This is a genomic window from Peterkaempfera bronchialis (genome assembly GCF_003258605.2).
GTDB lineage: Bacteria > Actinomycetota > Actinomycetes > Streptomycetales > Streptomycetaceae > Peterkaempfera > Peterkaempfera bronchialis.
This window is the reverse complement of the sequence record NZ_CP031264.1, coordinates 5,953,028-5,978,162: the sequence shown is the minus strand read 5'-3', so window position 1 is coordinate 5,978,162 and position 25,135 is coordinate 5,953,028. Positions and strand designations below refer to the sequence as shown.

At 75.4% G+C, this 25,135-nt stretch carries 2 protein-coding genes and 2 pseudogenes; all 4 read right to left on the bottom strand.

The features are described 5' to 3' along the window. Positions 1 to 29: 29 nt before the first annotated feature. The gene (locus tag C7M71_RS25750) at positions 30 to 2,663 is read right to left on the bottom strand and encodes an AMP-binding protein (protein ID WP_114914570.1); all 2,634 of its coding nucleotides are present in this window, start codon (positions 2,661 to 2,663) and stop codon (positions 30 to 32) included. Between the two features lie 75 nt (positions 2,664 to 2,738). Beyond that, positions 2,739 to 3,812, bottom strand: a complete 1,074-nt coding sequence (locus C7M71_RS25745) for an arylcarboxylate reductase (protein ID WP_111494735.1) — start codon at positions 3,810 to 3,812, stop codon at positions 2,739 to 2,741. 103 nt (positions 3,813 to 3,915) lie between these two features. Beyond that, positions 3,916 to 14,769, bottom strand: a pseudogene (locus C7M71_RS25740) (type I polyketide synthase); the annotation flags it as partial. Positions 14,770 to 14,848: 79 nt separating this feature from the next. Beyond that, positions 14,849 to 25,107, bottom strand: a pseudogene (locus C7M71_RS33300) (type I polyketide synthase); the annotation flags it as partial. Between the last annotated feature and the right edge of the window lie 28 nt (positions 25,108 to 25,135).

Genomic DNA, 25,135 nt, shown 5'->3' with positions numbered 1-25,135 from the left:
GGCGGCGACCAGGGCGGCCCGGTCGCCGGTCAGGGCGAGGCCGAAGAGGGCGGCGCCCCGCAGGTCGGCGGGGCGGCGAGGCCGTCGGCTGCGTCCGGCGGGCCCCAGGCGAGGGAGGTGGCGGGCAGGCCGTGGGCGCGGCGGTGGTGGGCGAGCGCGTCCAGGAAGGCTCCGGCGGCGGCATGGTCGGCGTGGCCCGGGGCGCCGGTCAGGCCCGCCGCCGAGGAGATGGTGGCAAAGGCCGCCAGCTGATGATGCTGTGTCAGTTCATGGAGGTGGAGCGCCGCTTGGAGCCGGTCGGGGGCCGGGTCGGCGATCTGGACGACGGCGGTGAGCGGGCGGGGCAGCCGGTGCAGCAGTGCGGCCAGGGCGTCGCGGTCGGCCGGGTCGCAGGGCTCGGCGGTGACGGTGGCGCCGAACTCCGCCGCCTCTGCCCGGAGGGCCGCCTCGTCCGCCTCGTCCGCCGCGTCCGCCGTGTCGGCCGTGCCGGGTCCGATGAGCAGCAGGTGGCGTGCGCCGTGCTCGGCCATCAGCTGCCGGGCGAGCACCGAGCCGGGTCCGCCGAGCGGGCCGCTGAGCAGCACCAGGCCATCGGGGTCCAGAGCGAGGGCCGGGCGGGGCGCGGTGTCGGCGGGGACCCGGGCCAGCCGGGGTACCAGGGCCTCGCCGGACCGCAGCGCCACCGCCGGTTCATCCGTCGTGGCGGCGACGGCCGCCGCGTCCGGCAGCTCCGCGTCGGGGCCGAGGTCCACCAGGACGACCCGGCCCGGGTGGTCCGCCTGGACGGTCCGCAGCAGGCCCCAGAGCGGGGCGTGTGCCAGGTCGGGCACCTCCTCGCCCGGTACGGCGGCCACCGCGCCCCGGGTCGCCACCACCAGCCGGGAGGACTCCCACCGTTCGTCGGCAAGCCACTGCCGCACCTGCTCCAGCACCTGGACCGGCGCCCGGCCGGCCGGGTCGGGCAGGCAGGGCAGTACGGCGATACCCGGGATCGGGGCGGCCGGGATGTCCGTACCGGCCTCGATCATGGCCCAGCCGTCCGGTGGCGGCGGCGCAACGGGAAGCGCCGGCGGCTGCCAGTCGACGGCGAGGAGCGAGGCATGGAAGGTCCCGCCCGCCAGCCGCAGCCGGGCGGGCAGGTCGAGCAGCGCCTGCCGGGTGACCTTGCCGATCGCCGTCCGAGGGATCCGGTCGACCTCGTACAGCTCCTCCGGCACCTTGAAGTACGAAAGCTGCTCGCGGCAGGTGGCGAGCAGCACTCCGGGGTCCACCCCGGCGGGGCCGGGCACCACATAGGCCACCGGTACCTCGCCGAGCACCGGGTGCGGTCGGCCCACCACCGCGGCCTCGGCGACGCCGGCCACCTGGATCAGGACGTCCTCCACCTCGCGGGGGTGGATGTTCTCGCCGCCACGGATGATCAGTTCCTTGATCCGGCCGGTGATGGTGAGAAAGCCGGACGCATTGCGGCGGGCCAGGTCCCCGGTGCGGTACCAGCCGTCGCTCAGCACGGTCGCGGTGGCCTCGGGCTGCCGGTGGTAGCCGAGCATCACGGCCGGGCTCTGCACCCGGATCTCGCCCTCCTCGCCGTCGGCCACCTCCTCCCCGGTCCGGGGGTCCGTCAGGCGCACGGTCAGCCCGGGCACCGCGATGCCGCAGGAGCCGGGGAAGCGGGGGCCGTCCGGCAGATTGGCGGTGATCGGGCCGCCGGTCTCGGTGGAGCCGTAGCTGTCCAGCAGCCGGATGCCGAAGGCGTCCTCGAAGTCATGGTGCAGCGAGGCGGCGCAGGCGGACCCGGCGACCATGCAGATCCGCAGCTCGGGTGCGCCGAGGCCGGTCTCCCGGGCCGTCTCCAGCAGTTGGTGGTACATCGTCGGGACGCCGACCAGGAAGGTGGAGCGCTCCTCCCGCAGCGCCTCCACGATGTCCCCGGCGGCCAGGCCGTCCAGGATGCGCGCGGTGGCGCCGACGGCGACCACGCCCAGTACGCAGAGGTTGTGCGCCACCATGTGGAACATGGGCATCGGCCAGAGCACCCGGTCCGACTCGCAGAGTCCGAGCAGCGGCGCATAGGAGGCGGCGGTGCCCCACATCGACTTGCGGTGGGTGGAGAGCACGCCCTTGGGCCGGCCGGTGGTGCCGGAGGTATAGAGCATCCACGCGGGGTCGTCCAGCCCGGCGTCGTCCCGGGCAGGGACGGGCGGTTCGGTGGCGGCCATGGACTCGAACGAGGCGACGCCGGGCGGAGCGGGCCCGTCCCCGGTGACCACGACGGCCAGCCGGGGGCGCTGCGGCAGCATCCGGCGGATCTGGTCGAGGTGGGCGGGGTCGGTGATCACCACCCGGGCGTCGCTGTCGTCGAGCAGATACGCCAGTTCGGCGTCGGTGGAGTGCGGGTTGAGCGGCACGCCCACCGCACTGGACCGGGCGATGGCGAGATGGCTCTCGACCGTCTCCAGGCAGTTGCCGAGGTAGAGCGCCGCGCTGTCGCCGCGCTCCAGGCCCAGCGCGGCGAGATGCCCGGCCAGCAGCCGGGTGCGCCGCTCCAGCGCGGCATAGGTCACGCTGCCCCGCGCGTCATGGAATGCGGTCTTTTCGCCGAGGCGATCGGCGTGCTCCGCGAGCAATTCGTGCAGCGGCCGGATCACATCGGTGCGCAGCATGACCGCCCTACCTTTCGATCGTAATTCGGGGTGAATGCCACGACCAGGCGGGCACGGCGGTGTGCGCGGTGCGTCTCAGTAGAGACCTTCGGGGCTGGCGGTGGATATCTTCAGGGGCTGCACATTGGCCACCCCGTCGCACGGCCACTCGGCCGGGGTCTCATAGCGCAGCGCCTGGTCGCGCTCCAGGACGTTGGGCAGGAAGAGGTCCTCGTGCAGCACCATCAGCCGCACCCGGCCCTCCTCGCCGTACTCCACGACGCGGGTCGGGTCGGTCTTGTCGACCACGGCCATGGTGGTGTGCGGGTAGTTGGGCACATAGGGCAGCGTGCTGCCGCCGTCGGGCGACGGCAGGCCGTTGGCGTTGCCGAAGGTGTTGCCGTACGTCGCTCCGATCACGCCGCCGCCCAGCGCCTCGGAGAAGCGGCGGTAGGAGTCGGGGGTGAGCTGGGTGCCGCCGAGGTAGACGCCCTTGAGCCGGGAGGTGAGCTCCGGCCGGCGGTTGATCAGCGCCTGGACGATCGCGGGGGTGGTCCGCAGATAGTCCACCGGCCGGCTCTCCAGGATGTCGGTGACCTGCTCGATGACATGGTCGACATAGGCGTTCATCTCGGCGAGCCGGCCGCCCCGGATGAGCGTCTTGATCCAGCGGGGGTCCAGGTCGATGGAGTAGACGGTGGAGCCGTAGAGGTCGGCCAGCTGGTCGGCCTCCTGGCCGACCAGGTGCGGGCCGCTGGGACAGGCGTCGAGCCAGGTGCCGCCCGGCTCGAACCCGGCCATGGTGCGGCCGAGTTGGCGCCAGGCCGCCCAGTGCTCGGCCATCGCCTCGGTGTAGAAGACCCGGCACGGCTTGCCGGTGGTCCCGGCCGACTCGAAGACCCGTCCGGCCAGCGGGCGCGGCACGTCCTGGGGGACGAAGTCGGCCGGGTCCTGGTCGCGGAGGGTGGCCAGGTCGAAGTTGCCGAAAGCCGCCAGCTCCTCGTACCGGGTGATCTCCAGCGGGTCGAAGTCCAGGCTGCCGCGCTGCTTCAGCCAGAACGCCGACCCCGTCGCGGGGTCGAAATGGCGCTGCACAATATGCCGCGTCCATGCGTCGAGATCCCAGGAAAGCCAGCCGTCGGTCAGCGCTTTCAATGATTCCGTGCTCATCCTCACTGCCATACCGCCAGTATCGGTCGGGGCGCACTAGGAAAGTTGCTAAAGGCCGCCGGGCGAAGGCGGGGAGATATTCGCATGCCGGCGCGTCGGGGCGTCAGGGCTTGAGGGTGCGCAGCCAGTCGGCTGTCGCCGCCGCCGTGGAGCGGGCATGCGACTCCATCATGGTGAAGTGGTTTCCGGGGACGTCGAGCACGGTGTGCGCCCGGTCCCAGGAGGTCTGCCACTGGTGCGGCTCCAGCGGGCCGGTGGTGTCGGCGGGCAGCGGTGGCTCGCTGGAGCGCACCAGCAGGACCGGGCTGGAGAGCGCGCCCGGCTCCCATTCGCCGATCATGCGGATGTACCAGCTCATCGCGGTCAGCCGGTCGGCGTCCATATGCGCGAACATCGACTCGCGGTCGAACATCCCGCCGATCATCTCCTGGGAGAAGCGCAGGAACGGCGAGTCCGCGCGGGGCATATAGGTGTCCAGCAGCACCACGGCGGTGGGCGGGGTCCCGGACTCCTCCAGGTGGCGGGCGGCGGCCAGCGCCAGCACGCCGCCGGAGGAGGAGCCGAGCAGCACGCCCGGGGCGCCGTCCAGCTGCCGGGCCACCGACTCCGCCTGGAGGCGGGCGATGGCGTCCAGCGAGGCGGGCAGCGGCTCCCCGGTGCCGAAGCCCTGGGTGGGCATCGCCCAGACGTCGCGCTCGCCCCGGAAGGCGGAGGCGAACCGGGCGTACTGGTGCACACCGGCCAGCGCCACATAGGAGCTGAAGCAGACCAGCGGCGGGGCGCCGGTACCGCTCGCCAGCTTGATCGGCTCGGGGACGGTGGGGAGTTCGGCCGGGGTGGTGAAGGTGGGCCGCAGTTCGGCCGCCGCCTGGAGCAGTTCAAAGCCCTGGTCGACCCGGCCGGACTCGCAGGCCCGCCGGAAGAGGGCACCGAGGGTGTCCTCCGACCGGGCTGCGGGGGCGGCCCCCTCCGCCGGTGCGGCGGTGGCGGTCGGCTGCTCGGCGAGCCGCCGGTCCAGCTGGGCGGCGAGGGCGTCGGCCGTGGCGAAGTCGAAGAGCAGCGTGGGGGGCAGCCGCAGTCCGGTGGCGGTGCCGAGCTGGTTGCGCAGCTCCACGGCGGTCAGCGAGTCGAAGCCGAGCTCGGTGAAGAGCCGGTCCGGCTCGACCGCCTCGGGCGAGGCATGGCCGAGCGCGGCGGCGGCCTGTCCGCGTACCAGGTCGAGCAGGACGGCCCGGCGCTCCTCCGGGGTGCGCCCGGAGAGCCGGGCGGCCAGGGCGGCGGGCCCCGGGCGGTGCGCTTCGGCGGTGCGGCGCGGCGCAGCAGCGCCGGGTCGGCGCAGCAGTGCGTCGACGGCGTTGCGGCCGGGGTCGAGCGCCATGGCGACCAGGGCCGGCCGGTCGGTGGCCAGCGCCGCGTCGAGCAGGGCGAGGCCCTGGTCGGCGGTGAGCGGACGCATGCCGCCGCGCGCCATCCGGCGGCGGTCGGTGTCGGCCAGGCTCGCGGTCATGCCGCTGCCGTCCGCCCACGCCCCCCAGGCCAGCGAGGTCGCGGGCAGGCCGAGCGCCCTGCGGTGGGCGGCCAGGCCGTCCAGGAAGGCGTTGGCGGCGGCGTAGTTGGCCTGCCCGGCGGAGCCGAAGGTCCCGGCGACGGAGGAGTAGAGCACAAAGGCCGAGAGGCCGAGGTCGGCGGTCAGCTCGTGCAGCAGCCAGGCGGCGTCCGCCTTCGGCCGCAGCACCCGGTCGAACCGGCTGCCGTCCAGGGAGGTCAGGGTGCCGTCGTCGACCACCCCGGCGATATGGACGACCCCGGTCAGCGGGTGTCCGGCGGGGACCTCGGCGAGCAGCCGGGTGACCGCCGCCCGGTCTCCGGCGTCGCAGGCGACCAGGCGCACCTCGGCGCCGTGCGCGGTGAGTTCGGCGACCAGGGCGTCGGCGCCGTCGGCGGCGGGTCCCCGGCGGCTCGCCAGCAGCAGGGACCGTACGCCGTGCCGGACGACCAGGTGACGGGCCGTCAGTGCGCCCAGGGCGCCGGTCGCCCCGGTGACCAGGACGGTGCCGGTGCCGTCCGGGCCAGCTGGGTCCGGGTGCGCGGTCGCGGCGGGCTCCACCCGGGCGAGGCCCGGCAGCCGGGGCTCACCGTCGCGGACCAGGGTCTGCGGGTGGGCGGCGGCGACGGCCGCGAGCATGGCGCGCTCGGAGGCGTCGGTGTCGTCCAGGTCGATCAGCTGGAACCGCTCGGGGTGCTCCGCCTGCGCGGACCGCACCAGGCCCCACAGCGCTGCGGCGGCCGGGTCGTGGACGCCCTCCTCGGCGGTCGCGGCGATGGCGCCTCGGGTGACCAGGACCAGCCGGGACGCGGTGAACCGTTCATCGGTCAGCCAGCGGCGGCAGAGGTCATGGGTCTCGCCGAGCAGCCGGTGCAGGGCCTCGGGTACGGGCCGGCCTTCGCGGGCGCGCGGGTCGCAGGCGACCAGGACGGCTTCCGGCATGGCCATCCCGGTGTCCACGGCTCGGCCGAGCGATTCCAGGTCGGCGTAGGACTCCAGGTGGACGCCTGCGGAGTCCAGCGCCTTCGCCACCCGGTCGTCGCCCTCGCCGAGCAGGATCCAGCGCACCGTCTCCGGCCGGGGAGGCTGCGACGCGGGGACGGCCGCCCGCCAGTCGGCGACCAGCAGGGCGGCCTGCGGGGTGTGCTGCCCGGTGCGCTGCGGGTCGGCCGGGTCGCGGTGCAGCTGATCGGCCGTCACCGCCCGTAGGGAGAGGGCGTCAGCGGTGGCGACCGGCTGCCCGGCGGTGTCGGTGACCAGGACGGAGAAGGTGCGGGGGCGGTCGGCCGGTGCCAGCCGTACGCGCAGGGCGGTGGCGCCCTCGGCGTGCAGCGTGAGGCCGTTCCAGGCGAACGGCAGCATGGCCTCGCCGGTACCGGTCCCCTCGGCCGCCTCCGGGCCGGTCGGCAGGTCGACCAGCAGGGCCTGGACGGCGGCGTCCAGCAGGGCGGGGTGCAGGGCGAAGCGGGTGGCGTCGGGGTGGCACTGCTCGGGCAGCGCGACCTCGGCGAAGACCTCGTCGCCGCGCCGCCAGACCGTGCCGAGCCCCTGGAAGGCCGGGCCGTAGTGGAATCCGCCGTCGGCGAACCGCTGGTAGTGGCCGTCGGAGGCGACCTCCACCGCTCCGGCGGGCGGCCAGCTGGTCAGCTCCGCCGCCGGGCCGGGCCGGTCGGGCCCGGGGCCCAGCAGTCCCTGGGCGTGCCGCTGCCAGGGGACGTCCGCGCCAGCGGGCCGCGAGTGCACGGCGAAGGCGCGCTGCCCGGAGTCGTCCGCGCCGTCCACGACCAGTTGGAGCTGGACGGCGCCGCTCTCCGGGAGGACCAGCGGGGTCTCCAGGGTGAGTTCCGCGAGGTGGCCGCAGCCGGTGCGGTCACCGGCGTGGACGGCCAGGTCCAGATAGCCGGTGGCGGGCAGGATCACCCGGCCCAGCACGGCATGGTCGGCCAGCCAGGGGTGGGTGGCCAGCGAGAGCCTGCCGGTGAGGACGACCGTGTCGGTACCGGCCGGGGTGACGGCCGCCCCCAGGAAGGGGTGCCCGGCGGGGTCGATGCCGACGGCCTCCAGGTCGCCGGTCCAGGGTCCGGCGGCCAGCCAGTAGCGGTCGCGCTGGAAGGCATAGGTGGGCAGCTCCACCCGCCGGGCCCCGGGGAGGAGCGCCCGCCAGTCCGGCGAGATGCCGTGCACATGCAGCCGGGCGACGGCTTCCAGCACGGTGCGGGTCTCCGGGCGGTCCTTGCGCAGCGCCGGTACCAGCAGGGCGCGGTCCGGGTCGACGGCCGCCTGCGCCATGGCGGTGAGGGTGGCGTCGGGGCCGATCTCCAGGAACCGGGTGACCTGGTGGTCCGCCAGCCAGCTGACGGCGTCATGGAAGCGGACCGCCCGGCGGGCGTGCCGCACCCAGTACTCGGGCGAGGTCAGCTCCTCGGCGGTGGCGAGTCGGCCGGTCGTTCCGGAGACCACGCCGATCCGGGGCGGTGCATAGCCGAGCGTCCCGGCGACCTCCCGGAACGCGTCGAGCATCGGCTCCATCCGGGGCGAGTGGAAGGCGTGGCTGACCCGCAGCCGGGCGGTCCTGCGGCCGAGCCCGGCGAAGTGCGCGGCGATCTCGGCGGCGGCGTCCTCGTCACCGGCGATCACGGTGGCGGCGGGGCCGTTGAGGGCGGCGATGTCCACCTCGGCCTCGCGGCCCGCCAGCAGCGGGGCGACCTCGTCCTCGGACGCCTGGAGGGAGTACATCGCGCCGCCGGCGGGGAGGTCCTGCATCAGCCGTCCCCGGGCGGTGACCAGGGCGCAGGCGTCGGGGAGGGAGAGCACACCGGCCACATGGGCGGCGGCCAGCTCGCCGACGGAGTGACCGGTCAGGTAGTCGGGTTCGATCCCCCAGGACTCCAGCAGCCGGTACAGCGCCACCTCGAACGCGAAGAGCGCGGGCTGGGTGGCCCCGGTACGGTCCAGCCGCTCCGCGTCGTCGCCGAAGACCACCTCGCGCACCCCGTCAAGGTGCGCGCAGACCGCGTCGAATGCCTCGGCGAAGGCCGGGTGGGCGTCGTACAGCTCGCGGCCCATGCCGGTGCGCTGGGCGCCCTGGCCGGTGAAGAGGAAGGCCAGCCCGCCGTCGCCCTTGGCCGTGCCGACCGCAAGGCCGGGGGTGGGGGCGGGGGCCGTCTCGTCGGCGGCCAGGGCGGCGAGGCCCGCGCAGAGTTCGGCCGGGTCGGAGCCGAGCACCACGGCGCGGTGCTCGAACGCGGAGCGGGTCGCGGCCAGCGAGAGGCCGATGTCCCGGGGGGCCAGCTCGGGGTGGGCGCGGACATGCGCCAGCAGCCGTTCGGCCTGCGCCCGCAGGGCGGCCCGGGTGCGGCCCGCCACCGTCCAGGGGACGACCGGGGCGGGCTGCGCCGGGGCGGGCTCGGGGGCGGACTCGGAGTGCTCGGGGGCGGGGGCCTCTTCGAGGATCACATGGGCGTTGGTGCCGCTGATGCCGAAGGAGGAGACCCCGGCCCGGCGCGGACGCCCCAGCTCAGGCCAGGGGGTGTTCTCGGTGAGCAGCCGGACCCGGCCCGCCGCCCAGTCCACATGCGAGGACGGCGTGTCCACATGCAGCGTCCTGGGGAGCAGCCCGTGCCGCAGGGCGAGGACCATCTTGATCAGTCCGGCCGCACCGGCGGCGGCCTGGGTGTGCCCGATGTTGGACTTCACCGCGCCCAGCCAGAGCGGCCGGTCCTCGTCGCGGTCCTGACCGTAGGTCGCCAGCAGCGCCTGCGCCTCGATGGGGTCGCCCAGCGTGGTCCCGGTGCCGTGCCCCTCCACCGCGTCCACCTCGGCGGGGGAGAGTCCGGCGGCGGCGAGCGCCTGGCGGATCACCCGCTGCTGCGAGGGGCCGTTGGGGGCAGTGAGGCCATTGGAGGCGCCGTCCTGGTTGACGGCGGAGCCCCGGACCAGGGCCAGCACGGGGTGGCCGTTGCGGCGGGCGTCGGAGAGGCGTTCCAGCAGGATCATGCCCGCGCCCTCGCCCCAGCCGGTGCCGTCGGCGGCGTCGGCGAACGCCTTGCAGCGGCCGTCGGCGGCCAAGCCGCGCTGCCGGCTGAAGTCCAGGTAGAGGCCCGGGGTGGACATCACGGTGACGCCGCCCGCCAGCGCCAGGTCGCACTCCCCCGCCCGCAGCGCCTGCGCGGCCAGGTGCAGCGCGACCAGCGACGAGGAGCAGGCGGTGTCGACGGTGACGGCCGGGCCTTCCAGCCCGAGGGTGTAGGAGATCCGGCCGGACATCACGGCGGCGGAGTTGCCGGTGCCCAGGTGGGCGTCGGCCCCCTGACCGGCGGCGATGGGCCGGGAGGAGTAGTCCTGGTAGTTGGTCCCGGCGAAGACTCCGGTGCGGCTGCCCTTCAGCGACAGCGGGTCGATCCCGGCCCGTTCGAACGCCTCCCAGGAGGTCTCCAGCAGCAGCCGCTGCTGGGGGTCCATGGCCAGCGCCTCACGCGGCGAGATACCGAAGAAGCCGGGGTCGAAGTCGGCGAAACCGTCCAGGAAGGCGCCGGTGCGGGCATAGCTCCGGCCCGGCACACCGGGCTCGGGGTCATAGAGCGCGTCCAGGTCCCAGCCACGGTCGTCCGGCCAGGGCGCGACCGCGTCGACGCCGTCGGAGAGCAGCCGCCAGAACGCCTCGGGGGAGTCGGAGCCGGCCGGGAAGCGGCAGCCCATCGCCACGATGGCGATGGGGTCGTCGTCGGTCCGGGCAGCGCTCGGGACAGGTGTGGGGGCCGAGGCAGAGGCCGCCGTGCTCGGGGCCAGTTCCGCCCTGAGGTGGTCGGCCAGCGCGGCGGGGGTCGGGTAGTCGTAGACCAGGGTGGCCGGCAGCCGCAGGCCGGTGGCCTCGCCGAGCGTGTTGCGCAGCTCGACGGCGGTGAGCGAGTCGAAGCCCAGTTCCCGGAAGGAGCGGGTGGGCTCCACATCGTCCGGGTCGGGGTGGTTGAGCACATGGGCGATATGCGCCCGGACCAGCTCCCGTACGGCCCGGCGCCGGTCGCTCTCGCCGAGTTCGGCCAGCCGGTCGGCCAGCGCGGGGCCGTCGGCGGGGGCGCCGTCCCGGTCGGGCTGCCGGGTGGCGGCGAGCACCCGCTGAAGGTCGGGCAGGTCGGCGTAGAGGCGGCGCGGCCTGCCCTGGGCCAGCTCGGCGCCGAAGACCTCCCAGTCGATGTCGCTGACGACCAGTGAGGTGTCGTCGTGGTCCAGGGCCCGCTGCAATGCGGAGACCGCCGTGCCGGGGTCCATCAGCCGTACGCCGTGCCGCTGCAACCGCTCCCCCACGGTGCCCTCGGCCATGCCGCCGTCGGCCCAGCCGCTCCAGGCGACGGCGGTGGCCGGCAGGCCGCGTGCCCGGCGCTGCTCGGCCAGGGCGTCCAGGAAGGCGTTGCCCGGTGCGTAGTTGCCATGGCCCGGGCCGCCGAAGGTACCGGCCGAGGAGGAGAAGAGAACGAAGGCGGAGAGTTCGTGACGCTCCGTCAGCGCATCCAGGTTGAGGGCGCCCTGGACCTTGACCCGCAGCACCCGGGCGAGCCGTTCCGGGGTCAGCGAGGTGATCACGCCGTCGTCCAGGACGGCGGCGGTGTGCACAACGGCGGTGAGCGGGCGTTCGGCGGGGATCGCGGCGATCAGCGCCCCGAGCGCGTCCCGGTCCGCGATGTCGCAGGCGACCAGCTCGACGCCGGCGCCCAGGCCGGTCAGCTCGGCCTCCAACTCGTCTGCGCCGGGCGCCTCCCGGCCCCGGCGGCTCACCAGCAGCAGATGCTCGGCGCCGCTGCGGGCCAGCCAGCGGGCCACATGTCGGCCCAGCGCCCCGGTGCCGCCGGTGACCAGGACCGTACCGGAGGGGGTCCAGCGGCGGGCGCCGCCGATCCCGCCGGTGGCGGCCCGGACCAGCCGCCGGGCCAGCACGCCGGTCGGCCGGATCGCCACCTGGTCCTCATGGTCGGTCCCGGCCAGGACACCGGCCAGGCGGTCGGCCGCCGTGACGTCCAGCGTCTCGGGGAGGTCAACGAGACCGCCCCAGCGGGCGGGCTGTTCAAGGGCGGCGACCCGGCCGAAGCCCCAGACCAGCGACTGCGTCGGGGAGTCGACGCCATGGTGCGGCCGGGTGGCGACCGCACCTCGGGTGGCGAACCAGACCGGGGCGCGGAGGTCGAGACCGTCCAGCGCCTGCACCATCGCGACCGTGGCCGCGAAGCCGCGCGGCAGGCCGGGGCGGGCCGCATGCGGGCCCTCGTCCAGGGCGAGCAGCGACAGCACGCCGCGCGGGTCGCCGTCGCCGGTCCGCAGTGCGGCCTCCAGCGCCGCCGCGCAGCCGTCGCGGTCGGACTCCGGGTCCACCGGCACGGTCACCGGGTCGGCCCCGGCCCGCCGCAGGGCGTCCAGAACGGCGCCGACCGTGGCGTTCCCGGCGTGCTGCGCGGGGGCCACCACCAGCCAGCTGCCGGTCAGCGATCGGGCGGGTCCGCCGGGCAGCGGACGCCAGGTGATCCGGTACCGCCAGGAGTCGGCGGTGGCGCCCTCCACGGCACGTCGGCGGTAGTCGGAGAGCGCGGGCACGACGGCGGACAGGGCCTCCGTGTCCAGGGCCAGGGCGTCGGTCAGCGTGCCGAGGTCGCCGCTGTCGACCGCCTCCCAGAACCGGGCGTCGGCGGTGTCCCCGGTCACCACCCGGGCCGGGGCGGGCTGCGGCCAGTAGCGCTGGCGCTGGAAGGCATACGTCGGCAAGTCGACCGTACGGGGGGCGTGGTCGGCGAAGGCCGGAGCCCAGTCCACGGCCAGGCCACGGACCCATAGCTCGGCGAGCGAGGCATAGAACCGCTCCGGGCCGCCCTCACCACGGCGCAGCGTTCCCGTCACCACGACGCCGGTGTCGGCTGCCTCGGCGGTCTCCTGGACGGGCATGGTCAGCACCGGGTGGGGGCTCACCTCGACAAACGCCCGGTGGCCCTCGCTCAGCAGGGCCCGCACCGCCGGTTCGAGCTGCACGGTCTGCCGCAGATTGGTGTACCAGTACTCCGCGCCCAGACCGGAGGTGTCCAGCCAGTCCCCGGTCACCGTGGAGAAGAACGGCACCGTGCCGCTCACCGGCGCGATCGGTGCCAGGACCTGCGCCAACTTCTCGCGGATGGCCTCCACATGGGCCGAATGCGACGCGTAGTCCACCTCGATCCGCCGCGCCCGGATCTCCCGGCCCTCACACAGGGCCATCAGCTCATCCAGCGCATCGGCATCGCCCGAGACCACCACCGACGACGGCCCGTTCACCGCCGCCACCGACACCCGGCCCGCAAACCCACCCAGCAACTCATCAACATCCGGCCGAGACAGCGCCACCGACACCATCCCACCGCGCCCGGCCAACGCCACAATCGCCCGGCTGCGCAACGCCACCACCCGCGCGCCATCCGCCAGACTCAGACCCCCCGCGACCACAGCCGCCGCGATCTCCCCCTGAGAATGCCCCACCACCGCAGACGGCACCACACCGAACGACCGCCACAGCTCGGCGAGAGAGACCATCACCGCCCACAGCACCGGCTGCACCACATCCACCCGGTCCAACCCAGGCGCACCCTCAACCCCACGCAGAACATCCGCCAGCGACCAGTCCACAAAAGGCGCCAACGCCGCCTCACACGCCGCAACCCGCGCAGCAAACACCGGCGAGGCATCCAACAACCCCACCGCCATCCCCACCCACTGCGCCCCCTGACCCGGGAACACAAACACCGGCCCGCTCTCGGTGTCGGCAAGGCCGCGCACCAGACCGGCGGCGGGGGTGCCGGAGGCCAAGGCGTCCAGGCTCCGCAGCAGTTCGTCCGGGTCGTGGGCGATCAGCACGGCGCGGTGGTCGAGCGCCGGGCGGGAAGCCGTCAGCGACCAGGCGACATCGGCGGGCCGCTGGGTCCGCCCGGCGCCGCTGCGCAGGTGGTCGCGGAGGTGTGCGGCCTGGGCGCGCAGCGCCGCCTCGCCCCGCCCCGAGATGGCGAAGGGCAGTACGCCGGCGGCCTCGGGGGCGTCGGTGGTCTCGGAACCGTCCGGGGGCGGTGCCTGTTCGACGATGACATGCGCATTGGTGCCGCTGACGCCGAAGGAGGAGATCCCGGCCCGGCGCGGCCGGTCCAGCTCGGGCCAGGGGCGGGCCTCGGTGAGCAGTTCGACCCGGCCGGCCGTCCAGTCCACATGGGAGGACGGCGCGTCCACATGCAGGGTCTGCGGCAGCAGCCCCTCGCGTATCGCGAGCACCATCTTCATCACACCGGCCACCCCGGCGGCGGCCTGGGTGTGCCCGATGTTGGACTTGACCGAGCCGAGCCACAGCGGGCTGCCGTCCGGCCGGTCCTGGCCATAGGTGGCCAGCAGTGCCTGTGCCTCGATCGGGTCGCCCAGCGTGGTCCCCGTACCGTGCGCCTCCACCGCGTCCACATCGGCCGGGGAGAGTCCGGCGGCGGACAGCGCCTGCCAGATGACGCGCTGCTGGGACGGGCCGTTGGGGGCGGTGAGGCCGTTGGAGGCGCCGTCCTGGTTGACCGCGCTGGCGCGCAGCACGGCGAGTACCGGATGGCCGTTGCGGCGGGCGTCGGAGAGCCGTTCCACCAGCAGGACCCCGACGCCCTCGCCCCAGGCGGTGCCGTCGGCGGCGTCGGCGAACGCCTTGCAGCGGCCGTCGGCGGCCAGACCGCGCTGCCGGCTGAACTCCAGGAAGACCCCGGGGGTGGACATCACGGTGACGCCGCCCGCCAGCGCCAGGTCGCACTCCCCCGCCCGCAGCGCCTGTGCGGCCAGGTGCAGCGCCACCAGCGAGGACGAGCAGGCGGTGTCGATGGAGACGGCGGGGCCCTCCAGGCCCAGGGTGTAGGAGACCCGGCCGGAGACCACGCTGGGCGAGTTGCCGACGCCGCCGGCCTCCGGGCTGGCGGAGAGGGAGAGCAGAGTCGGGTAGTCCTGGAGGTTGGTGCCGGCGAAGACCCCGGTGCGGCTGCCGCGCAGCGCGAGCGGGTCGATCCCGGCGCGTTCCAGGGCCTCCCAGCAGACTTCGAGCAGCAGCCGCTGCTGCGGGTCGGTGCCGAGCGCCTCGCGCGGCGAGATGCCGAAGAGGCCCGCGTCGAAGTCGCCGACCCGGTCCAGGAAGCCTCCGGTGCGGGTGTAGCTGCGGCCGGGTGTCCCGGGCTCGGGGTCGTAGCAGGCGTCGACGTCCCAGCCCCGGTCGTGGGGCCACTCGGCCATGGCGTCGGTACCGGACCGCAGCAGCCGCCACAGCTCCTCCGGGCCGGTGACCCCGCCGGGGAAGCGGCATCCCATGGCGACGATCGCGACCGGCTCCTGGTTCCTGGCCTCGGCCTCGCGCAGCCGCTGCCGCGTCTGGTGGAGGTCGGCGGTGACCTTCCTCAGGTAGCCGAGGATCTTCTCTTCATCGCTCATGCGTGTTCACCCGTTCTCCCGCTCCCGGTCCTGTAGCCGCCGCTCAGGAGATGCCAAGGTCGTTCTCGATGAAGTCGAAGATCTCGTCCGCCGCCGCGGAGTTGATCCGGTCGCTGATGTCGTCCGCCACGTCGCCACCGCCGCTCCCCGGTGTGCCGTGGGTGCCATAGGTGCCATGGGTGCCGTTCCAGCGGGTGAGCAGCGCCTGGAGCCGTACGCCGATCCGGGCGCGCTGTGCGTCGTCCTGGTCCACCTCGGCCAGCGCCGCCTCGATCCGGTCGAGGTCGGCGAGCAGCGGCGCTCCGCCGCCCGTGTCGGCGACCAGTCGGCCGCGCAGCTGGGCGGCGAGGTCGCGGGCGGTGGGGTGGTCGAAGAGCAGCGTGGCGGGCAGTTGGAGGCCGGTGGCGATGCCGAGCCGGTTGCGCAGTTCCACGGCCATCAGCGAGTCGAAGCCCAGCGCGTTGAAGGCGCGGGTGGCCTCGACCCGCTCCACCGTGGCGTGTCCCAGCACCCGGGCGACCTGGTCGCGGACCAGCTGGACCAGGGTCCGCTCCTGCTCGGGGGCGGACAGCCCGGCCAGTTGGGCGCGGAGCTTCCCGGCCGGGTCGGCCTCGTCGTCCGGGGACGGCCGGGCCGCGCGCAGGTCCCGTACCTCCGGCAGGTCGGAGAGCAGCGGGCTGCGCCGGACCGAGGTGTAGCCGGGGGCGAAGCGTGACCAGTCGACGTCGGCGACGGCCAGCAGGGTGTCGCCGTGGGCGAGGGCCCGGCCGAGTGCGGCCGGTGCCAGCTGCGGGTCGAGCGGCTGCATACCGCTGCGCCGCATCCGCTGCTCGACCTCGGCGTTCTCGACGGCCATGCCGCCGCCGGCCCAGGGGCCCCAGGCCAGTGAGGTGGCCGGGAGTCCTTCGGCGTGGCGCTGCTGGGCCAGGGCGTCGAGATAGGCGTTGGCGGCGGCGTAGTTGGCCTGGCCGATGGAGCCGATCGAACCGGCGATGGAGGAGAAGAGCACAAAGGCGGAGAGCTCGCGGTCCCGGGTGAGTTCATGGAGGTTGCGGGCGGCGGCCAGCTTGGGGCGCAGCACCGTCTCCAGGCTCTCGGGGGTGAGGGTGTCGATCAGCCGGTCGTCCAGGACGCCGGCGGTGTGCACCACCGCGTCGACGGGGTGCTCGGCCAGCAGCCGGGCGAGGGCTTCGCGGTCGGCGAGGTCGCAGGCGGCGAAGGTCACCTCGACGCCCGCGTCGGCGAGCCGGGCGGCCAGCGGGGCGGCGCCTTCGGCGCGGGCGCCGCTGCGACCGGCCACGATCAGGCGTTTGGCGCCCTGGTCGGCGAGCCAGTCGGCGATGCGGCTGCCGAGTGCGCCGGTGCCGCCGGTGAGCAGCACGGTGCCGGTCCAGTCGACGGGCTCGCCCGGTCCGTCGGTGGACCGCTGGGCGTGGACCAGCCGCCGCAGGAAGGTCCCGGAGGCCCGGACCGCCGCCTGGTCCTCGCCCGGTCGCCCGTCCGGCCCGGGTGCGCCGTCCAGTACGGCGCAGAGCCGGTCGGTGACCCGGGTGGGCAGCGCGGTGGTGCCGCTGCCGCCGGGCAGGTCCACCAGGCCGCCCCAGTGCTGCGGGTGCTCCAGGGCGGCGGCGCGGCCCAGGCCCCAGACGGCGGCCTGGACGGGCGAGGTGACGGCCTCTCCGTCGTGCACGGCCACCGCGCCGGTGGTGGCGCACCAGAGCGGTGCGCCGCTGCCCGTGCCGGTGTCGCTGCCGGTGTCGCTGCCGGTGTCGGTGCCGGTGAGGGCCTGGAGCAGCGCCACGGTGGCGGCCAGGCCACGCGGGGTGGCGGGGTGGTCGGGGTGCGGGCGCTCGTCCAGGGCGAGCAGTGAGAGCACCCGGTCGGCGCCGGGGTGCTCGGCCAGCAGCGCGGCGAGGGCGGCGCGGTCGGCGCGGGCGCACTCCACGGGGAGCGGCACGACGTGGGCGCCGTGCGCGGTGAGCGCGTCCACCAGCGAGGCGGTCCGGGCGTCTGCGGCGTGCTCGGCGGGCACCGGCAGCAGCCAGGTGCCGGTCAGGGAGGCGGCGGCGTTGTCGGGGGCCGGGCGCCAGCTGATCCGGTACTCCCAGGAGTCCATCGCGGACTGGTCGCGGCGGCGGTCCCGCCAGGACGACAGGGCGGGCAGTGCGGCGCTCAGCGGGGTGTCGCCGTCGAGGCCCAGCCAGCCGGTCAGCTCGGCCAGGTCGGCCCGTTCGACCACCGACCAGAACTGCTCGTCGGCCGCGCCGGCGCCGCCCGCCGTGGCGGGGGCTGACGGCGGCTCGGGCTGGAGCCAGTACCGCTCGCGCTGGAAGGCGTACGGCGGCAGCTCCACCCGGCGGGCGTCGTCGCCGTACAGGGCCGCCAGGTCGAGCCCGGGGCCTCGGACGTGCAGCTGGCCGGCGGCCAGCAGTGCGGTGCGGACCTCGGGGCGGTCGCGGCGCAGCAGCGGGACGGCCAGGGTGCCGGGGGCCGGGTCGCGGAGGCTGTCCAGGGCCATCGCGGTGAGGGTGCTGTCGGGGCCGAGTTCCAGGAAGGTGGCGACGCCGTCGGCCTCCAGTCGGCGGATGCCGTCGCTGAACCGCACGGCGTGCCGGACGTGCCGGACCCAGTAGTCGGGCGAGCGGAGCTCCTCGTCGGTGGCGGTCCGCCCGGTCAGGTTGGACACCACGGGGATCGTCGGCGGGGCGTACCGCACGCCCGCCGCGACCTCTGCGAACTCCGCCAGCATCGCGTCCATACGTGGTGAGTGAAACGCATGGCTGACCGGCAAACGCCTAGTCTTCCGGCCGAGCGCGGTGAAGTGGTCGGCGATCCTGGCCACCTCGTCCTGGTCGCCGGAGAGCACCACGGCGGACGGGCCGTTGACGGCGGCGATGGAGACCTGCCGCTCCAGGCCGTCCAGCAGGGGCAGTACCTCGTCCTCGGCAGCCTGGACGGCGGTCATGGCGCCGCCCTCGGGCAGCGCCTGCATCAGCCGGCCCCGGGCGGCCACCAGGGCGCAGGCGTCCTCCAGGGTGAGCACCCCGGCGGCGTGGGCGGCGGTGAGTTCGCCGATGGAGTGGCCGAGCAGGGCGTCGGGGTGGGCGCCCCAGGACCGCACCAGCGCGTACAGCGCGGTCTGGACGGCGAAGAGCGACGCCTGGGTGTACGCGGTGCGGTCCAGCAGGGCCGCCGCCTCGGACCCCTCGGGGGCGAAGACGGTGTCCCGCAGCGGGGGCCCGTCCAGGTGGCGGTCGAGTTCGGCGCAGACCCGGTCGAAGGTCTCCGCGTACACCGTGAACCGCCGGTACAGCTCCTGGCCCATGCCGGGGCGCTGGGTGCCCTGGCCGCTGAAGAGGAACGCGGTGCGACCGCCGGTCCCGGCGGCGCCGACGGCCAGGTCCGCCGTGTCGTGGGTGCCCTGGGCGAGCGCGGCGAGCCCGGTGAGGAACTGCTCGCGGTCCTCGGCCACCACGACGGCGCGGTGGTCCAGGGCGTGGCGGGTGGTGGCCAGCGCATGGCCGAGGTCGTGCAGCTCCGCCTCGGGGTGGGCGGCGAGGTGGGTACGGAGCCGCTTGGCCTGGTCGCGCAGGGCGGCCGGGGTCTGCCCGGAGACCGTCAGGGCGTACGGCCCGGCGGGGGTGTCGGGGCGCGGCGCCGTCGGCTGAGGCGCCGTCAGGGGCTCCTCGATGATGACGTGTGCGTTGCTGCCGCTGATGCCGAAGGAGGAGACTCCGGCGCGGCGCGGCCGGTCTCCGCCGGCGGGCCAGGCGCGGGGCTCGGTGAGCAGTTGGATGGTGCCGCTGGACCAGTCGATGTGCGGGGACGGCTCGTCGATGTGGAGCGTCCTCGGCAGTTCGCCGTGGCGCATCGCCATCACCATCTTGATGATCCCGGCGGCTCCGGCGGCGGCCTGGGTGTGGCCGAAGTTGGACTTGGAGGAGCCCAGCCAGAGCGGGCGGTCCTGCGGCCGGTCCTGGCCGTAGGTGGCGAAGAGCGCCTGTGCCTCGATGGGGTCGCCGAGGGAGGTGCCGGTGCCGTGCGCCTCCACCGCGTCCACCTCGGCGGGGGTCAGTCCGGCGTTGGCCAGGGCCTGCCGGATGACGCGCTGCTGGGACGGGCCGCTGGGGGCGGTGAGGCCGTTGGAGGCGCCGTCCTGGTTGGTGGCGGAGCCGCGTACCACGGCGAGCACGGTGTGGCCGTGGCGTTCGGCGTCGGACCGCCGCTCCAGCAGCAGCACGCCGACGCCCTCGGAGAAGCTGGTGCCGTCGGCGGAGGCGGCGAACGCCTTGCAGCGGCCGTTGGAGGAGAGGCCGTTCTGCTTGGTGAACTCGGTGAAGGTGCCGGGGGTGGCCATCACGGTCACGCCGCCGGCCAGCGCCAGGGTGCACTCGCCCTGCCGGAGGGCGTGGGCGGCGAGGTGCAGGGCGACCAGCGCGGAGGAGCAGGCCGTGTCGATGGTCATGGTGGGGCCTTCGAGGCCGAAGGTGTAGGCCACCCGTCCGGCGATGACGCTGCCGGAGATGCCGGTGCCGATGTAGCCCTCCATGCCGTCGGGGATGGACTGGAGACCGGAGGCGTACCCGGAGCCCATCGCGCCGACGAAGACCCCGGTCCGGCTGCCCTTCAGCGACAGCGGGTCGACACCGGCCCGTTCGAACACCTCCCAGGAGGTCTCCAGCAGCAGCCGCTGCTGCGGGTCCATCGCCAGCGCCTCGCGCGGCGAGATGTTGAAGAGGCCGGCGTCGAAGTGGGCCGCGCCGTACAGGAATCCGGCCTCCTGGCCGGGGAGCCGGTCCAGGTCCCAGCCCCGGTCGGTGGGGAGTGCGGAGATGGCGTCGCCGCCGTCGGCGACAAAGCGCCACAGGTCCTCGGGCGAGGCGACGCCGCCGGGGTACTGGCAGGCCATGCCGACGATCACGATGGGGTCGTCCTCGTCGGCCGTGGCGACCGGGGCGGCGGCGGCCTGCTGCACGGTCCCGGCGATCTCGTCCCGCAGGTGGCGGGCGAGCGCGGCCGGGCGGGGGTGGTCGAAGACCAGGGTGGCGGGCAGCCGCAGGCCGGTGTCGGCGCTGAGGCCGTTGCGCAGCTCGATCGAGGTGAGCGAGTCGAAGCCGAGGTCCCGGAAGGACGCCTCCGCGCCGATCGCCTCCGCGCCGCTGTGGCCGAGCGCGGCGGCGGCGTGCCTGCGCACCACCTCCAGCAGGGCGCGTTCCTGCTCGGCCGGGGAGAGGCCGGCGAGCCGCCGGGCCAGCGCCGGGGTGGTGGCGGTGCCGGGCGCGGTGTCCACGGTGCGGCGGCCGGGTGTCCGGACCAGGCCCCTGAGCAGGGCGGGCAGCCGGCCGGCGGCGGCCGTACGGCGCAGCACCGGCAGGTCCAGGCGGATCGGGGCGACCACGGCCTCGCCGGTGGCCAGGGCCTGGTCGAACAGGGCCAGGCCCTGCTCGGCGGAGAGGGCGGGGAGCCCGGACCCGGCGATCCGGGCCAGCTCCTGCTGCCCCAGGTGGCCGGTGATGCCGCTGGGCCCGGCCCAGAGCGTCCAGGCGAGGGAGACGGCGGGCAGGCCGTGGGCCCTGCGGTGCTGGGCCAGCGCGTCCAGGAAGACATTGGCCGCCGCGTAGTTGCCCTGCCCGGCTCCGCCGAGCAGGCCCGCCGCCGAGGAGAAGAGCACAAACGCCGACAGGTCCAGCCCACGGGTCAGCTGGTGCAGATGGAGCGCCGCTTCGGCCTTGGGCCGCATCACCCGGGCCAGCCGCTCGGGGGTCAGCGAGCCGACGACCCCGTCGTCCAGGACGCCTGCGGTGTGCACCACCCCGCGCAGCGGGCGGTCGGCGGGGATGGCGGCGAGCAGCCGCTCCAGCGCGTCCCGGTCGGCCGCGTCGCAGGCGGCGACGGTGACTTCGGCGCCCAGCGCGGTCAGTTCGGCGGCCAGCTCGGCCGCGCCGGGGCGTCGGGGCCGCGTCGGCCGGTCAGCAGCAGGCTGCGGACGCCATGCGCGGTGACCAGGTGACGGGCCACCAGCGCGCCCAGCGTGCCGGTGCCGCCGGTGATCAGGACGGTGCCCTGCGGGTCCCAGTGCTGCGGGGCGGGCGCGTCCGGCGCCGGGACGGGCGCGTCCGGCGCCGGGGTGGGCGCGGCGGCGCGGGCGAGGCGGGGCAGCAGCACCGCGCCGTCGCGTACGGCCAGTTGCGGCTCACCGCGTTCGGCGGCGACGGCCACGGCGGTGGGCAGCGCCGCGTACGACGCCTGCTCGCCGTCGAGGTCCAGCAGCAGCAGTCGGCCGGGGTTCTCCGCCTGGGCGGACCGGACCAGGCCCCACACGGCGGCCTCGGCCGGGGCGGGCACATCGTCCCCGGGGTGCACGGCCACCGCGTTCCGGGTGACCACGACCAGGCGGGACGGCTCCAGGCGCTCGTCGGCCAGCCACTCCTGGAGGGCGGTGAGCACCCGGATCGCCGGGCCCTGCGGGTCGCCGTACCGGTCGTTCTGCGGGCCGGGGCCGCAGGGCAGCAGCACCACGCCGGGGGCGTCGGGCAGTGCCGCGAGGTCGGGGGCGTGGGCGAATGCGGCGCCCGGGCCGGTCGGGTCCTCGCCGAGGACGTACCAGCCGTCGGTGGACGCCGGTGGTGCGGCCTCGCCGGCCGGGGTCCACTCCACCCGGTACAGCGAGTCGCCGGCCGAGCCGTCGGACGCGCGGAGGCGGTCCGCCGGGACCTCGCGGGAGACCAGCGTGGCCACCGAGGCCACCGGGCGGCCGTCGGTGTCGGCCAGCTCCAGGGTGACGCCGCCGGCCGCCTTGGCGATGCGTACCCGCAGCGCCGGGGCGCCGGACGCCTGGAGCGACACCCCGCTCCAGGCGAACGGCAGACTCACCGCTGACGGCCCGTCACCGGGGCCGACCAGCTGAGCGTGCAGCGCGGCGTCCAGTAGCGCCGGGTGCAGCCCGAAGCGGCCCGCCTCCTTGCGCAGGCTCTCCGGCAGTTCGACCTCGGCGAAGACCTCACCGCCCAGCCGCCAGGCGGCGCGCAGCCCCTGGAAGGCGTCGCCGTAGCTGTAGCCGGTGGCGGCCAGGTCGGCGTAGAACCCCCCGAGCGGCACCGGTTCGGCGCCCGCCGGGGGCCACGCCGCCAGGTCGAAGGAGGCCCGTACGTCGGTGGGGGCGGCGGCCAGCAGACCGCCGGCGTGCCGGACCCAGTCCGCGTCCTCCTGCCCCTCCGGCCGGGAGTGCACCCGGAACGGCCGCCTGCCGGTGGCGTCGGGCGCACCGACCGCGAGCTGAAGGTGCACCGCGCCCTTCTCGGGCAGCACCAGCGGGGCTTCCAGCGTCAGCTCGTCCAGCAGCGCGCAGCCCACCTCGTCCCCGGCGCGCACGGCCAGCTCCACAAAGGCCGTACCGGGCAGCAGCACCGTGCCCGCCACGGCGTGGTCGGCGAGCCAGGGGTGCGACTGCACCGACAGGCGGCCGGTGAGCAGCACCTGGTCGCCGTCGGCCACCCGCACCACCGCGCCCAGCAGCGGGTGGCTCGCGGCGCCGAGCCCGGCCGCCGCCATGTCGCCGAGCGGCGCGGCCATCCGCAGCCAGTAGCGGTCCCGCTGGAAGGCATAGGTGGGCAGCTCCACCGGGGAGGTCGGCCGGTCCGCGAAGACCGCCGGCCACTCCACCGCCGCTCCATGCGCGAAGACGCCCGCCACCGCCGACAGCAGCGAGGCCGCCTCGGGCCGGTCCCCGCGCAGCGCGGCCCACGACATCCGGTCGCCGTCCTCGGGCAGGCACGCCTGCGCCATCGCGGTCAGCGTGCCATCCGGGCCGACCTCCAGGAACCGGGTCACCCCGTGCTCGGCCAGCCAGCCGACGCCGTCGGCGAACCGCACGGCCTGCCGCAGATGCCGCACCCAGTACTCGGGTGAGCACAGCTCCTCGGCGGTGGCCAGCCTGCCGGTCACATTGGAGACCACGGCCGTCTTGGGGGCGCGGTACTCGACCTGCTCGGCGACGGCCCGGAAGTCCGCCAGCACGGCGTCCATCAGCGGCGAGTGGAAGGCGTGGCCGACCCGCAGCCGCCGGGTCCGCCTGCCCTGCTGCCGGAAGTGGTCGGCGATCTCCGCCACGGCGGCCTCGGTACCGGAGACCACGGTGGACCGGGGGCCGTTGAGCGCCGCCACGGCCACCTCCCCCTCGCGGCCGGCGAGCAGCGGCAGGACCTCGGCCTCCGACGCCTCCACGGAGGCCATCGCGCCGCCGGGTGGCAGCGCCTGCATCAGCCGACCGCGCGCCGCCACCAGCCGGCAGGCGTCGGCCAGCGACCAGACCCCGGCCACATGGGCGGCGGTCAGCTCGCCGAGCGAGTGCCCCACCAGGTACTTGGCCTTGACGCCCCAGTGCTCCAACAGGCGGAAGAGGGCGACCTCGACGGCGAAGAGGGCCGGCTGGGTGAGGTCGGTCCGGTCCAGCGGTTCGGGGTCGTCGCCGAAGACGACCTCGCGCAGCGGGCGGTCCAGTTCCCCGTCCAGGTGGGCGCAGACGGCGTCGAACGCCTCGGCGAAGACCGGGAACGCCTCATACAGCTCCCGGCCCATGCCCGGGCGCTGGGCGCCCTGGCCGGAGAAGAGGAAGGCGGTGCTGCCGCGCAGCGGGCGGCCCCGGACCACTCCGGGCCCGGTGCCGTCGCCGTCCGGGTCGGCCAGCGCCGCCAGCGCCCGCAGGGCGGCGGCGCGGTCCGGGGCGACGACGACGGCGCGGTGCTCGAAGGTCTGCCGGGTGGTGGCGAGCGCATGGCCCAGGTCGGCCGGGTCGATCCGGTCGTCGGCCGCGGGCCCGGCGAGCAGCCGGGCGGCCTGGGCGCGCAGGGCGGCCTCGCTGCGGGCGGAGACGATCCAGGGCACCACGGGCAGCCGGGCCCCGGCCCTGGGCGCCTCGGTCGGCTGGACTTCGGCTTCGGCTTCGGCGGGCTCGGGCTCGGGGGCCTGCTCCAGGATGGTGTGCGCATTGGTGCCGCTGATACCGAACGAGGAGACGGCGGCCCGCCGGGGGCGGTCGCCGGTCTCCGGCCACCGCACCGGCTCGGTCAGCAGCCGGACCCGGCCCGCCGACCAGTCCACATGCGACGACGGCTCGCTCACATGCAGGGTGCGCGGCAGCGTGCCGTGGCGCAGCGCCATCACCATCTTGATGACGCTGGCGACGCCCGCCGCCGCCTGGGTGTGCCCGAGGTTGGACTTCAGCGAGCCGAGCCAGAGCGGCCGGTCCTCGTCCCGCCCCCGGCCGTAGGTGGCCAGCAGCGCCTGCGCCTCGATCGGGTCGCCGAGCGAGGTCCCGGTGCCATGCGCGTCCACCGCGTCCACCTCGGCGGCGGTGAGTCCCGCACCGGCCAGGGCCTGCTGGATGACCCGCTGCTGGGAGGGGCCGTTGGGCGCGGTGAGGCCGTTGGAGGCGCCGTCGGAGTTGACCGCCGAGCCGCGTACCACCGCGAGCACCGGGTGCCCGTTGCGCCGGGCGTCGGAGAGCCGCTCGACCAGCAGCATGCCGACGCCCTCGGACCAGCCGGTGCCGTCCGCGTCGTCGGAGAACGCCTTGCAGCGGCCGTCCGGGGCCAGCCCGCGCTGCCTGCTGAACTCGAACAGCAGCCCAGGGGTGGCCATCACGGCGACGCCGCCGGCCAGCGCCAGGTCGCACTCCCCCGACCGGAGCGCCTGGACCGCCCAGTGCAGCGCCACCAGCGAGGAGGAGCAGGCGGTGTCCACGGTGACCGTGGGGCCCTCCAGTCCGAGGACATAGGAGATGCGGCCGGAGGCGACCGAGGTGGCGTTGCCCGCGAGCATCAGCCCGTGCACATCCTCGGGGACCTCCACCGGCCCCACGCCGTAGCCGGAGGTCGCGGCGCCGACGAAGACCCCGGTGCTGCTGCCGCGCACGGTGGCGGGCCGGATACCGGCCCGCTCGAAGACCTCCCAGGAGGTCTCCAGCAGCAGCCGCTGCTGCGGGTCGGTGGCCAGCGCCTCGCGCGGGCTCATGCCGAAGAAGCCGGCGTCGAACTCGCTGGCGTCGTGCAGGAAGCCGCCCTCGCGGGCGTAGAAGGTGCCCGGGGTGTCGGGGTCTGGGTCGAAGCGCCCCTCGATGTCCCAGCCCCGGTCGGCGGGGAACTCCCCGATCGCGTCCCGGCCCTCGTCCACCAGCCGCCACAGGTCCTCGGGCGACCGCACCCCGCCGGGGAAGCGGCAGCTCATGGCGACGATCGCGATGGGCTCCTGGCTCCGGGCCTGCACCTCGCGCAGCTGACGGCGGGTCTGCCGCAGTTCCGCCGTCACCCGCTTGAGGTATTCCACGTACTTT